The 13,458-nt window shown below is 61.5% G+C and carries 7 protein-coding genes; all 7 read right to left on the reverse strand.

Going from position 1 to position 13,458, the window contains the following annotated elements:
- Window positions 1-99: 99 nt before the first annotated feature.
- The 7 genes from AK829_RS08210 to AK829_RS08240 all read right to left on the reverse strand — a co-directional run bounded on the left by AK829_RS08210 (window position 100) and on the right by AK829_RS08240 (window position 13,446).
- Complete coding sequence (locus AK829_RS08210; protein ID WP_052206460.1) at window positions 100-4,113, reverse strand: DNA-directed RNA polymerase subunit beta'; 4,014 nt, start codon at window positions 4,111-4,113, stop codon at window positions 100-102.
- A 96-nt stretch (window positions 4,114-4,209) separates the two neighbouring features.
- Complete coding sequence (gene rpoB, locus AK829_RS08215) at window positions 4,210-7,707, reverse strand: DNA-directed RNA polymerase subunit beta (RefSeq protein ID WP_052206461.1); 3,498 nt, start codon at window positions 7,705-7,707, stop codon at window positions 4,210-4,212.
- Window positions 7,708-7,900: 193 nt separating this feature from the next.
- The gene (locus AK829_RS08220; protein WP_052205420.1) at window positions 7,901-8,863 is read right to left on the reverse strand and encodes a DUF3068 domain-containing protein; all 963 of its coding nucleotides are present in this window, start codon (window positions 8,861-8,863) and stop codon (window positions 7,901-7,903) included.
- Between the two features lie 357 nt (window positions 8,864-9,220).
- Window positions 9,221-9,610 (reverse strand): 50S ribosomal protein L7/L12, encoded by a 390-nt coding sequence (rplL, locus tag AK829_RS08225; RefSeq protein WP_052205421.1) that lies wholly within the window; start codon window positions 9,608-9,610, stop codon window positions 9,221-9,223.
- 70 nt (window positions 9,611-9,680) lie between these two features.
- Window positions 9,681-10,202 (reverse strand): 50S ribosomal protein L10, encoded by a 522-nt coding sequence (rplJ, locus tag AK829_RS08230; protein ID WP_052206462.1) that lies wholly within the window; start codon window positions 10,200-10,202, stop codon window positions 9,681-9,683.
- A 266-nt stretch (window positions 10,203-10,468) separates the two neighbouring features.
- Window positions 10,469-12,625, reverse strand: a complete 2,157-nt coding sequence (locus AK829_RS08235) for a choice-of-anchor M domain-containing protein (RefSeq protein WP_052205422.1) — start codon at window positions 12,623-12,625, stop codon at window positions 10,469-10,471.
- Window positions 12,622-13,446, reverse strand: coding sequence for an anchored repeat-type ABC transporter permease subunit (locus tag AK829_RS08240; RefSeq protein ID WP_052206463.1), 825 nt, complete (start codon window positions 13,444-13,446; stop codon window positions 12,622-12,624). The genes AK829_RS08235 and AK829_RS08240 overlap by 4 nt, the downstream gene beginning before the upstream one ends.
- Window positions 13,447-13,458 lie beyond the last annotated feature (12 nt).

The following is a 13,458-nucleotide window of genomic DNA, read 5'->3' on the forward strand; positions in this document are numbered from 1 at the left end:
GGCCCCGGCCGTCGCAGTGAAAAACCAAAAGCCCGGCACCTTCCACAAACGGGAAGGCGCCGGGCTTTTGGGAAGCAGACCTAGCTACATGCCAGAGAACTAGATCTGATCGAAGCCGTACTCATCCAGCGGGACGGAGGCGCCGGTGAACTCGCCATAGCCTTCGTCGCCGTAGATGGAGTCGCCGAAGCTCGGGATCGAGTAAGCCGCGGAGCGTGCCGCCTCGGTCGGCTTGACCTGGATGTTGCGGTAGCGGGAAATGCCCGTACCGGCCGGGATCAGCTTACCGATGATCACGTTCTCCTTCAGGCCGATCAGCTTGTCGGAGCGCTTGTTAATCGCGGCGTCCGTGAGCACACGGGTGGTCTCCTGGAAGGAGGCTGCGGACAGCCAGGACTCCGTAGCCAGGGAGGCCTTGGTGATACCCATGATCTCGGAACGCATCTCAGCCGGCTGGCCACCGTCGGTGACAGCAGCGGCGTTGACCTGGCGAGCCTCCGCCAGATCCACCAGGGTGCCCGGCAGGAACTCGGTGGTACCCGAGTCGATGACGGTGCCGCGGCGCAGCATCTGGCGGATGATGATCTCGATGTGCTTGTCGTGAATGGACACACCCTGGGTGCGGTACACAGCCTGGACCTCATCGATCAGGTGCTTCTCCACACCACGACGGCCGAGAACCTCGAGCACGTCGTGCGGGTCAGCAGCACCACGGAGCAGGCGGTCGCCCACCTCAACGTGGTCGCCCTCGCGCAGGGAACGCTCGATGTAGGCGTCCGGGTTGGACTCCATCGGGCGGCGCACCTGGGCCAGGCCCTGACGCTTCGACAGCTTCTCGTAGACCACAACATCCGAGCCGTCATCCGGGTGGATGGTCAGGGTCCAGAAGTTGCCCTCGTCCTCAAGGGTGATCGTGCCTGCCACGGATGCGATCGGTGCGCAGTTCTTTGGCACACGTGCCTCGAACAGCTCCTGAACACGCGGCAGACCACCGGTAATGTCGCCACCGACACCACCCTGGTGGAAGGTACGCATTGTCAGCTGGGTACCCGGCTCACCAATAGACTGTGCAGCCACGATGCCGACGGCCTCGCCGATATCCACCAGCTGGCCGGTAGCCATGGACTTGCCGTAGCACTTCGCGCAGACACCAGTCGGGGTCTGGCAGGTAAGCACGGAGCGGACCTTGACGTCCACGATGCCGGCGGCCACGAGTGCGTCGATACGCTCCTCAGAAAGCTCAGCGCCAGCCTCAAGCACAACGTTGCCCTCGGCGTCCTTCGCGTCAGCTGCCAGGACACGGCCGGCGACAGAGGTCTCGACCAGGTCGTGACGGGCGTACTTCTTCTCGTTGTCCGAGCCTGCGAGGACAACGGCAACAGGTACCTTGACGCCCTGGTGGGTGCCACAGTCATCCTCGCGGACGATGACGTCCTGCGCCACGTCCACCAGACGACGGGTGAGGTAGCCGGAGTCTGCGGTACGCAGAGCCGTATCGGCCAGGCCCTTACGGGAACCGTGGGAGTTGTTGAAGTACTCCATCACGGTCAGGCCTTCGCGGAAGGAGGTCTTGATCGGACGCGTGATGTACTCACCACGCGAGTTCACAACCATGCCCTTCATGCCGGCCAGGGTCCAGATCTGGCGCATGTTACCGGCAGCACCGGACTTCACAATCATCGGAATCGGGTTGTCATCCGGGTAGAGATCCTCCACGGCCTGACCCACCTTGTTGGTAGCGTCCTGCCACAGCTCGACCAGGCGGTCGTAGCGGTTCTCCTCGGTCAGAGCACCCTTCTCCCAGAACTTGCGCTCAATCTCTTCTGCCTCGCGCTCGTACTCCTCCAAGACTTCGTTCTTGTTCGGGAGCACCAGCACGTCAGACATGGAGATGGTGATGCCGGAGCGGGTAGCCCAGTAGAAGCCAGCGTCCTTCATCTTGTCCAGCACCTGAGCAACGGTGATCATGGGGTACTTCTCCACCATGGACTGAATGATGTCACCCAGCAGCACCTTGCCGGAGCCGCCGCCCTTGCGCACCATGGCGCCTTCCTGGTACGGGAAGTTGAACGGCATCAGCTCGTTGAACATGATGCGGCCCAGGGTGGTCTGAGTGGTCCAAGCCTGGCCCTTCTCCCAGCCGTCCGGGAACTGCTCGGCCTCGATCTCCGGCGTCGGACGCAAGTGATCAATGCGCACCTGGATCGGTGCCTGCAGGCCAAGTACACCCAGGTCGTAAGCCATGATGGCTTCACGGTAGGAGGAGTACACGCCACGTGCCGGGCCGTTCTCATCAGCAGGAGCGTATGCGCCCTCGCCGCCGATCTCGTTTTCGCCCTTCAGCATGGTCAGGAAGTACAGGCCGGTCACCATGTCCAGACGCGGCATAGCCAGCGGCTTGCCGGACGCCGGGGACAGGATGTTGTTGGAGGACAGCATCAGGATGCGGGCCTCAGCCTGTGCCTCAGCGGAAAGCGGCAGGTGAACAGCCATCTGGTCACCGTCGAAGTCGGCGTTGAACGCCTCACAAGCCAGCGGGTGCAGCTGAATTGCCTTACCCTCAACCAGCTTCGGCTCAAACGCCTGGATACCAAGGCGGTGCAGCGTCGGTGCGCGGTTCAACAGCACCGGGTGCTCTGCAATGGCCTCTTCCAGCACGTCCCACACCTCAGGACGCTGACGCTCCACCATGCGCTTGGCGCTCTTGATGTTCTGCGCGTAGTCATTGTCCACCAGGCGCTTCATCACGAACGGCTTGAACAGCTCAAGTGCCATCAGCTTCGGCAGACCACACTCGTGCAGCTTCAACTGCGGACCAACAATAATCACGGAACGACCGGAGTAGTCCACACGCTTACCCAGCAGGTTCTGGCGGAAGCGGCCCTGCTTACCCTTCAGCAGGTCAGACAGGGACTTCAGCGGACGGTTACCCGGGCCGGTGACCGGGCGGCCGCGGCGACCGTTGTCAAACAGCGCGTCCACGGACTCCTGCAGCATGCGCTTCTCATTGTTCACAATGATCTCTGGCGCGCCGAGGTCAATCATGCGCTTGAGGCGGTTGTTGCGGTTGATCACGCGACGGTACAGGTCATTGAGGTCGGAGGTGGCGAAACGACCACCGTCCAGCTGCACCATCGGACGCAGCTCTGGCGGGATCACCGGGATCGCATCCAGGATCATGCCTGCCGGGTCATTGCCGGAGCGCTGGAACGCAGCGACAACCTTCAGACGCTTCAGTGCGCGGACCTTCTTCTGGCCCTTGCCCTCAGCGATAATGCCGCGCAGCTCCTCTGCCTCAGCATCCAGGTCGAAGTTACGGATCAGGGTCTGGATAGCTTCCGCACCCATGCCGCCGGTGAAGTAGTCCTCGTAGCGGTCGACGAGTTCCTCGTACAGGTTCTCATCAATAATCATCTGCTTCGGAGCCAGCTTGGTGAAGGTGGTCCAGATCTCGTCCAGACGCTCCACCTCACGCTCACCTGCCTCACGCAGGTGCGTCATCTCCTTGTCAGCAGCGTTCTGCACCTTCTTGCGTGCAGCCGCGGTTGCGCCGGCAGCCTCAAGTTCAGCCAGGTCCTCCTCCAGCTTCTGAGCGCGCTCGGCGATCTCAGAGTTGGTGTCGTCCTCGACTTCCTTCTTCTCCATGATCATCTCTGCCTCAAGGGTGGAGAGATCATTGTGGCGTGCCTCATCATCAACGCTGGTGATGATGTTGGCAGCGAAGTAAATAATGCGCTCAAGGTCCTTCGGCGCCAGGTCCAGCAGGTAGCCCAGACGCGACGGCACACCCTTGAAGTACCAGATGTGCGTCACCGGCGCAGCCAGCTCAATGTGGCCCATGCGCTCGCGGCGAACCTTGGACTTGGTCACCTCGACGCCACAGCGCTCACAGATAATGCCCTTGTAGCGGACGCGCTTGTACTTGCCGCAGGCACACTCCCAGTCACGGGTGGGGCCGAAGATGCGCTCACAGAAGAGGCCATCCTTCTCCGGCTTCAAGGTGCGGTAGTTAATGGTCTCCGGCTTCTTTACCTCGCCGTGGGACCAACGACGGATGTCGTCGGCGGTGGCCAGGCCGATGCGAAGCTCATCGAAGAGGTTTACGTCAAACACGTAAAACTTCCTTTTCAGTAGTGGTTTGGGGTTGAGGTTCGTAGTGTTCGCGGCAACGTCGACAAGCAGCATGCTTCTCGACGCCCCGCCCTAGCCTTACGCCGTATCAGCTGCCGCACCCTCATCGCGGGAAAGGTTGATACCCAGCGAGGATCCGGCCTGATCAAACTCATCATCGTCGCCGTCAAGCTCCATCGGCGTGCCATCCGTGGAGAGGACCTCCACGTTCAGGCACAGCGACTGCAGCTCCTTCAGCAACACCTTGAAGGACTCCGGAATACCCGGATCCGGGATGTTGTCGCCCTTCACAATTGCCTCGTAGACCTTCACGCGGCCAACAACGTCATCCGACTTGATGGTCAGGAGCTCCTGCAGGGTGTAGGCAGCGCCGTATGCCTGCATTGCCCACACCTCCATCTCGCCGAAACGCTGGCCACCGAACTGGGCCTTACCGCCCAGCGGCTGCTGCGTAATCATGGAGTACGGGCCGGTGGAACGAGCGTGAATCTTCTCGTCCACCAGGTGGTGCAGCTTCAGCATGTACATGTAGCCGACGGAAATCGGGTACTTGTACGGCTCACCGGAACGGCCGTCAAACAGCATGGTCTTGCCGTTCTCATCCACCATGACGTCACCGTCACGGTTCGGCTTGGAGTTAGCCAAAAGCCCTGCGATCTCATCGTTGGTCGCACCGTCAAACACCGGGGTTGCAGTCAGCGAGTTCGCCGGCACGTCATAGAGGTGCTCCGGCAGCGTCTCCAGCAGCTTCGCGTTCTTCGGGTCATCCGGGTTCACCGTCCAGCCGGCCTTAGCCAGCCAACCCAAGTGCACCTCAAGGACCTGACCAATGTTCATACGACGCGGAACACCGTGGGTGTTCAGGATGATGTCCACCGGGGTACCGTCCGCCATGAACGGCATGTCTTCCTGCGGCAGGATCTTGCCAACAACACCCTTGTTGCCGTGGCGGCCAGCCATCTTGTCGCCGTCCTGGATCTTGCGCTTCTGTGCAACGTAGACGCGGATCATCTCGTTGACACCCGGAGCCAGATCATCATCGTCCTCACGAGCGAAGCGACGAACAGCAATAACCTTGCCCTGCTCACCGTGCGGCACCTTCAGAGAGGTATCGCGCACCTCGCGAGCCTTCTCACCAAAGATGGCGCGCAGCAGGCGCTCCTCCGGGGTCAGCTCGGTCTCACCCTTCGGGGTGACCTTACCCACCAGGATGTCGCCGTCACGCACGTCCGCACCGATGCGGATAATGCCGCGCTCATCCAGGTCCTTCAGCACGTCCTCGGACACGTTCGGGATCTCGCGGGTGATTTCCTCAGCACCCAGCTTGGTGTCACGGGCATCAATCTCGTGCTCCTCAATGTGCACGGAGGTCAGGATGTCCTCCTCAACCACACGCTGGTTGAGAATGATGGCGTCCTCGTAGTTGTGGCCTTCCCACGGCATGAACGCAACCAGCAGGTTGCGGCCAAGTGCCATCTCGCCGTCCTTGGTGCCCGGGCCATCAGCAATGACCTGGCCAGCCTCAACGCGGTCGCCCTGGCTCACAATCGGGGTCTGGTTGTAGCAGGTGCCCTGGTTGGTGCGCTCGAAGGTGCGCAGCATGTAGGTGTCGCGGCCACCCTCATCATCCATGACGGTGATGTAGTCACCGGTCACGGTCTCAACCACACCAGCCTTGGGGGAGATCACGGTATCGCCAGCATCGTATGCAGCGCGCTGCTCCATACCGGTTGCCACGTACGCAGCCTCTGCGCGCAGCAGCGGCACAGCCTGCTTCTGCATGTTCGCACCCATCAGCGCACGGTTAGCATCGTCGTGCTCGAGGAACGGAATCATCGCCGTAGCAACAGACACCATCTGACGCGGGGAGATATCCAGGTAGTCAACGCCCTTCGGGCCGACAACGCCGATGTCGCCGTCCTTCAAGCGGACCTCAATACGCTCACCGGTCAGGTTGCCGTCCTTATCCATCGGAGTAGCCGCCTGCGCAATGGCATAGCGGTCCTCCTCATCAGCGGTGAGGTAGTCAACCTGGTCGGTCAGCTTGCCGTCGTTAACCTTCTGGTACGGCGTCTCAATGAAGCCGAACGGGTTAACGCGAGCGTATGAAGACAGTGCACCGATCAGACCAATGTTCGGGCCTTCCGGCGTCTCAATCGGGCACATGCGGCCGTAGTGAGACGGGTGCACGTCACGCACCTCAATGCCGGCACGCTCACGGCTCAGACCACCCGGGCCGAGCGCGGAGAGACGACGCTTATGCGTCAGGCCAGACAGGGAGTTGTTCTGGTCCATGAACTGCGACAGCTGCGAGGTACCGAAGAACTCACGAATAGCAGCAGACACCGGACGCACGTTGATCAGGGACGTCGGGGTGATGGACTCCGCATCCTGCGTGGTCATACGTTCACGCACAACACGCTCCATACGGGACAGGCCCACGCGAACCTGGTTCTGGATCAGCTCGCCCACCGTGCGCAGACGACGGTTACCAAAGTGGTCAATGTCATCCGTGCTGATCGGGATGATCTCACCGGACGGCGAGGTCATCTCGGACTCACCTGCGTGCAGGCGCACCAGGTACTCAAGGGTGGTTGCAATGTCCTCTTCGGTCAGCGTCATCAAACCGTCATGATCGCCGCCGAGGCCCAGCTTGCGGTTGACCTTGTAGCGGCCCACGCGAGCAAGGTCATAACGCTTTGCCTTGAAGAAGGAGTTCTCCAGCAGGGACTGCGCAAGGTCACGCGTCGGCTGCTCGCCCGGACGCTGCTTGCGGTAAATCTCCAGCAGCGCCTCATCGGTGTTTGCCACACCATCAGACTCAAGGGTGGCCATCATGATCTCGGAGAAGCCGAAGCGCTCCGTGATCTGCTCGGTGGTCCAGCCAAGCGCCTTCAGAAGGACGGTCACCGGCTGGCGACGCTTACGGTCAATACGCACACCAACCGTGTCGCGCTTGTCCACGTCAAATTCCAGCCACGCACCGCGCGACGGAATCACCTTCACAGAGTGCAGCGGACGCTCCGTGGACTTATCAATCGTCTCGTCGAAGTACACGCCCGGAGAACGCACGAGCTGGGAAACAACCACACGCTCCGTGCCGTTCACGATGAAGGTGCCCTTCTCCGTCATCAGCGGGAAATCGCCGATAAACACGGTCTGGGACTTAATCTCCTGCGTGTCATTGTTAATAAACTCCGCCGTGACGTACAGCGGCGCGGAGTAGTTGATGTCCTTGTCTTTAGCTTCCTCGATGGTGTACTTCACATCTTCGAAGCGCGGCTCGGACAAGCTCAGGCTCATATTGCCCGAGTAATCCTGGATCGGAGAGATCTCCTCAAGGATGTCCTCCAAGCCACTCGTCACACGAGCGGTTTCGCCACGCAGCTGCTGCTCGCGCTCACGCCACTCGGACGTGCCCACAAGCCACGCAAAAGATTCAAGCTGCACATCGAGCAGGCCCGGGACGGTAATGGGCTCATTGATTTTGGCGAACGAGTAACGCTCGGGCGCCCCGGGGATTTCAGCCATTGACATGGTCTGGTCTGAGACTGCCAAGTTGGGTCCTTCCAGCACCTTAGCGGAGGCCGCAAAAATCTGCTCTGGCATACAGATCTGCGACGTTTCCGCTGGTTAAGTTAGCATTCGGTCTGCTTCGGAAGTTCCGCCCCCAGAGACAACAAAATCACCTTGTCAAATCGGCCTTCATCTACCGCATCTGCAAGGTTTGCGCGCACACTGGAGACGGCTTCCAGCGCAACGAATGAGCTTATACCACATCTCCGCTCTTGTAAAGAGATGCCCCACCCGCGGACACCCTACCACCCGAACGGCGCTGCGCGAGTATCCACACGAGCCCCGCCAGCGTCAGGATGCCACCAGCACCAATGGCGACGCGGGAAGCAAGCGTACCCCACGTCGGTGCGGACAAGCGAGCCAGCTCCTTGAGCAGCGCGCTGACCTGCTCCGGGTCCGTCTTCGCGTCATACTTTACGACGTTTTCCAGCCCATTACCCTCAGCGTCCGCATAGTAGTCATCCACCGCTTCACGCAGCCCCACCACCAGGCCAGATGCCTGATCTACCAGCAGTTCACGCTCCGCGGCATGGAAAAGATAGGTGCGCTGGTCTTCGGCAAAGCCCAGGTTGCGGTCATCAGCGAAACGCTGCGCCAAGTTCGTTGGCTCAATGACTTGGCGGAAGGTGTAGACGGTGCGGCCTTCGATCTCTTCCTCGCCCACGAACTGGGCAGGTACCGCGCCGCGCAAGGTCGGGTCAAAGACCTCATAGTCGCGCTGCTCCACGTTTGCCGGGAACTTCAGCCACGCCCCCTCAATCGGCACAGACACTTCCGGCATGGCCATCACCAGCTGCACGTCGGCTGGCCCTAGGGCTTCGCCAGTCAGCCGGCCCATCTGATACGACCACGTCGAGGCCGTTACCAGGTTCTCAAAGTCACTCGGCGCGTCCCCCGCACGCAACGTGTCCCCCACGCGCACCGACATCGTGTTTTCATCCGATGGCTCACGAATCTCCATGTGCAGCTGGCGCGTCACGGGCGCTGGCTCCCCACCACGCATGCCATCAGGATCGCTCAACGTCCAGGTGGCGGAGCTTAGTTTCAACGGCAAGCGCGCATCCCACACCAGAAATTTCGGCGCTACCAGTCCCCCAACAAGCAACGCGATACCCAACACCATGAACAGCGCTGGCAAGGAACGGGACTTATGCATGATGCGCTACTTTACCGCAGATGTGCGAAACCCCGGCTTCCACTGGGGCTCGGCAGCACCTGTTTCAACAAATATGCAGGGGAAGATATGCAGGTTCCCTGGTCAGAGCGTTTTTTCAATAAGGGGCCCGTTAATGAAAATGGCCTGTGACCTGCAGACCTGCATATCTTCCCCTGCATATCTGTGTTCCTGGGGGCGCGGTTCCTGGGGGCGCGGTTCCTGGGGGTGCGGTTCCTGGGGGTGCGGTTCCTGGGGGTGCGGTTCCTGGGGTCACGGAAACAGCAGAGAGCAGAAACGCGAAACCCCCTCCGGTCGCGGTTGCGACGGGAGGGGGTGACGTCGATAAGCAAGAAGCTCTTACTTGAGGGTGACCTTTGCGCCAGCCTCTTCCAGCTTTGCCTTTGCAGCCTCTGCGTCGTCCTTGTTGGCGCCCTCGAGGATTGCCTTCGGAGCACCCTCGACCATTTCCTTGGCGTCCTTCAGGCCCAGGCCCGGAACCAGCTCGCGGACAACCTTGATCACGCCGATCTTCTTGTCGCCAGCGTCCTCGAGAACAACGTCGAACTCGTCCTTCTCCTCAGCAGCAGCTGCGTCGCCGCCAGCAGCGCCCGGAGCAGCAGCAACTGCAACCGGAGCAGCAGCGGTCACGTCGAAGACCTCCTCGAATTCCTTCAGGAACTCGGAGAGCTCGATGAGGGTCATTTCCTTGAACTGCTCAATGAGCTCGTCCTTGGTGAGCTTAGCCATGATGGCATCCTTTCTTTGGCCGCATTACGGCCGATATATGGGGTGTGTAGTTTTTGTGGGAACCTGCCGTTTAGGCAGCTTCCTGCTTGTCCTGCAACGCGGCAACGAGTCGTGCCGTCTTGGATGCCGGAGCCTGGAACAGGCCGGCAGCCTTCGCCAGAGAGCCCTGGAACGCGCCAGCGAGCTTGGCAAGGGTGGTCTCGCGGTTGTCCATCTCAGCAACAGCGTCAACCTGAGCTGCGTCGAGAGCGTTACCGTCCATGTAGCCGCCCTTGACAATGAACTTGTCATTGTCCTTGGCAAACTTCTTCATGGTCTTCGCGGCGTCCACGGATGCATCGCCCTTGATGAAAGCGATAGCGGTCGGGCCGACCAGAAGATCATCGAGACCCTCAATACCCTGCTCAGCAGCAGCGATCTTGATGAGGGTGTTCTTGGCGACGTGCAGTTCAACATCAAATCCGAGCTCACCACGCAGCTGCTGCAGCTGACCCACGGTCAGACCGCGGTACTCGGTGAGGAACAAAGCATCCGAGTCAGCGAACTTCGTCTTCAGTGCAGCTAGCTCGGCAACGTTCTTCGGGTTTGCCATGACACACGCCTCCTTCCAATACTTCTTCATGTTGTATCCGCCCGGAGCAATAAAAATTGCCCCGTGCAGAAGCACGAGGCGCACCTTTGAAAGGAAAGCCACGTTTCTCCTGCGTGGGCCGATCCCTTGAGGGGGATCCTTCAACTCCCTTTGATATTCGCAGAGAGTAGCCGACGGTCTTCGGTGAAACTTGAGCTCAGCCCGCTTTTGGCGAGCCGTTCAAACTTCAGGTGGGTATCTTAGCGGCCGTGCGCGCGGGAACCAAATCACTGCTGATCTTTCCCCTGCTCCGCCTTACGCAGCAAACTCATCGCTGCAGCAAACAGCACACACCCACCAATGAGCGCCATCACGCCAACACCAATGGCAAGGCCAGCCCAGAACCCGCCGCCGGTAGAAGAAGTACCAGCTGCAACGTATTCGGCCTGCGGGTCTGCCCCCGTCTGCGTCGGATGCATGCCGCTGGACAAGGTGTCGGTGTTGGGGGCCTCGGCGTTGACGGCGTCACTGCTTGTGGGAGCACCGCTGCCAGCGCTTGTCGCGCTTGAAGTGGCAGCACGAGCAGTGCTTGTCGGCTGCGCCGCACGAGCGGCAGCCTGGGTGATCGGCGCTGCTGAGCGCGCCGCAGAGGTCTGGCGCGCTGCTGCAGTCTGCTGTGCAGCGGCAGTCGGCTGCGCCGCTGCGGTCGGCCGCGAAGCAGCAGCGGACGACGTCGGCTTCGCACTCGGTTTCGCAGCAGGCGTTGTGGTTGGTTGTTTGGCGCGTGAGGTGGGCGTGATTGAGTCGCCGATCTTCTTGATCTCTTTGCCTATGTCACGAATACCGCCAGCCAGCGCCTGCGGCAACGTCAGGTTGCCGACGCTTGCCCCACCCCCAAAGCCGTTGGGGTTGGCGTGGGCGTTGGCAATGGCGTCGTCGCCAACCGCGAAGTGTGCCACGAGTTCCTTCTCAAAGGCACTGCCGTCACGCGTAGTGCCGGAGTACACGAACGTCGCCGTGTACATGCCGGGTTCGGTAAAACCGAAACCCTGATGGTCATGGGCGTTCACTGGGTATTCGATGGTCTTGGAAGCATCACCGGAATCCAACTCAATGCGTAAACCACGCAGGTCCTCGTGCCAGGTCATGATGCGGCCCGGTCCCGTGACGTTGCGCATGCTGACAGTGACACGGCTGCCGTCTGCAATCGCATCTGCCGCCAGTCCTGTGGTGGAAAAGCCCAGCCAGGGCAAGCTTCGGTCCTGCGCCTGCGGCAGAATCCACATCGCTTCCGGGCTGCCCGGGAAGCTGCCACGCACACTCTCCGGCAGGTTGGTGCGTGCCGTATCCGGCACGGCAAAAATGAAGCTGCCTGATGGACGGTGGGCGGGGTGGAGGGGGTCGGAGTCATCGACAAGCATGGTGTTGATCTGCCCACCATCGCTCACCAAAGCCATATCCATGTGCCCCGCCGTGATCACCACGCGCTGCGAGGGAGCTTGTTTGCTTGACGACGGCACCGGCGCCGCAGTCGGTTCCGCAGTCGGTGCTGTAGTCGGCGCTGTGGTCGGCGCCGCAGAACTCGGGGCCGTGCTGGTCTCCGGCGCTGCAGTCTTCGGCGCACGAAGCCCCGTGGTGGTGCCTTCGGGAAGGCCGACAGTGGCATCATCACCAACCAGCCAGTACTGGGTGACGGGTTCGGAGCGTTCGGTTTTTCCATCGGTGTGCTCGGCCCTGCCCTGCCACGTCAGGGCGTACACACCCGGCTTGGAGAAGGTCCACGTGAAGTGGCCGTGGCCTCCGACCTCGTAGGTGATGGTGCGCATGTCCGGATCGGAGGAGTCGAAAAGCCGCTCCGGCTCAGAGACACGGCTGGTGAACATGACGTTGATGTCGCCGGGTCCGTCCATCTCAACCAGGTCGAAGTGCATGACGTCGCCCTTGAAGTTGGTCGGGATCGAAGATGGGTCCAACTCGTGTGCCGGGTCGAAAGCGCCAAGGCCCGACCAGATGGGGCGCCAGTTGTCGGTCCAGTCCACGCTTTGGGGCGCGGCCCATACTTCGCTGCCGCGGCGGCCGAGGAAGTCCAGGGTGCCGTCCTCAGGAATGGTGAGCTTGGACAGGTCGTTGCCGTCTGCATCCGCATCCGGGGCCAGGCGGAAACAGACCGCGTCTTGGGTGGTCACCTGCTGGCCGTCCACCGCCATCACCGCGAGCTTGCCGCCGGATCGGGTGCCGTAGAGGGCGTCGTTGTGGGAGTGGTAGAGCAGCTTGCGGCCGGCGCACGGGTGGTCCACCTCCGCATCGAGGGTCACGCTGTGGCCCGGCGCGCCCGGTTTGTGCTCTGCACTGGATTCAGTGCTGGGTTCCGTGCTGGCTTGGGCGCCCGGCGCCCCAACAACACTCAGCGCAGCTATAAACGCTGCTGCTAGAAGGCGCTTCATGCGTGCACCGCCTTTGCTAGTACGCCACGTGCTGGGGCAAACAGCCAGCTCAGCGCGAACAGGACGGTGAGGGATAAGACGATGGTTGCGCCTGTTGGTGAGTCATACGCCCACGCCAGCCACACGCCGAGCACGCTGCCGATGGTGCCGATTGCGGCGGCGATGAGCATCATGGTCTCCAGCCGGTCAGTGAACATTCGCGCGGCGGCGGCCGGGGTGATCAGGAGTGCTACGACCAGGATGTTGCCCACGGTCTGCACGGCAAGCACCACGGCGAAGGTGACGCTTAAGTACAGCGCTAGGTCTAGCGCTGCGACGGGCAGGTTCATGGCACGAGCGGTTTCGCGGTCCAGGGCGACGGCGGTGAACCAGGGGCGCAGCACAATCACCACGCCGACGATCAGCGCGCCCACGACCGCATTGATGAGCAGGGCGCGCGTGCTCACGCCGGTCAGCGAGCCGAAAAGGAAGGAGCTGACAGAGGCGGTGTAGCCCTCCACTCGGGAGATGATCACCAGGCCCACGGCGAAGGCGGCGGTGAACACGATGCCGATGACGGAGTCCTCTTTAATCGTGCGGCGTTGAGACATCACGGCGATCAGCACCGCCACCAGCGCACCGGCCACCGCCCCGCCGAGCAGCACTGATGTCTGCAAGGCGAAGGCGACGGCGATGCCGGGGAAGACGGCGTGGGCGACGGCGTCGCCAATAAACGCCATCCCGCGCAGCACCACAAAGCAGCCGACCACCGCGCACAGCAGCGCGGCGATCACCGCGGCCAAAAGCGCGCGCGGCAAAAACGCCAGCTGCGGGTTGGCCATGTCTGCAAGAAA

The sequence above is a fragment of the Corynebacterium riegelii genome (genome assembly GCF_001263755.1).
GTDB classification, from domain to species: Bacteria; Actinomycetota; Actinomycetes; order Mycobacteriales; family Mycobacteriaceae; genus Corynebacterium; species Corynebacterium riegelii.

Excerpts from the sequence above, each read along its gene's own strand:
- AK829_RS08220 (WP_052205420.1), bottom strand. The coding sequence starts at position 8,863 with ATGCATAAGTCCCGTTCCTTGCCAGCGCTGTTCATGGTGTTGGGTATC.
- rplL (WP_052205421.1), bottom strand. The coding sequence starts at position 9,610 with ATGGCTAAGCTCACCAAGGACGAGCTCATTGAGCAGTTCAAGGAAATG.
- rplJ (WP_052206462.1), bottom strand. The coding sequence starts at position 10,202 with ATGGCAAACCCGAAGAACGTTGCCGAGCTAGCTGCACTGAAGACGAAG.
- AK829_RS08235 (WP_052205422.1), bottom strand. The coding sequence starts at position 12,625 with ATGAAGCGCCTTCTAGCAGCAGCGTTTATAGCTGCGCTGAGTGTTGTT.
- AK829_RS08240 (WP_052206463.1), bottom strand. The coding sequence starts at position 13,446 with ATGGCCAACCCGCAGCTGGCGTTTTTGCCGCGCGCGCTTTTGGCCGCG.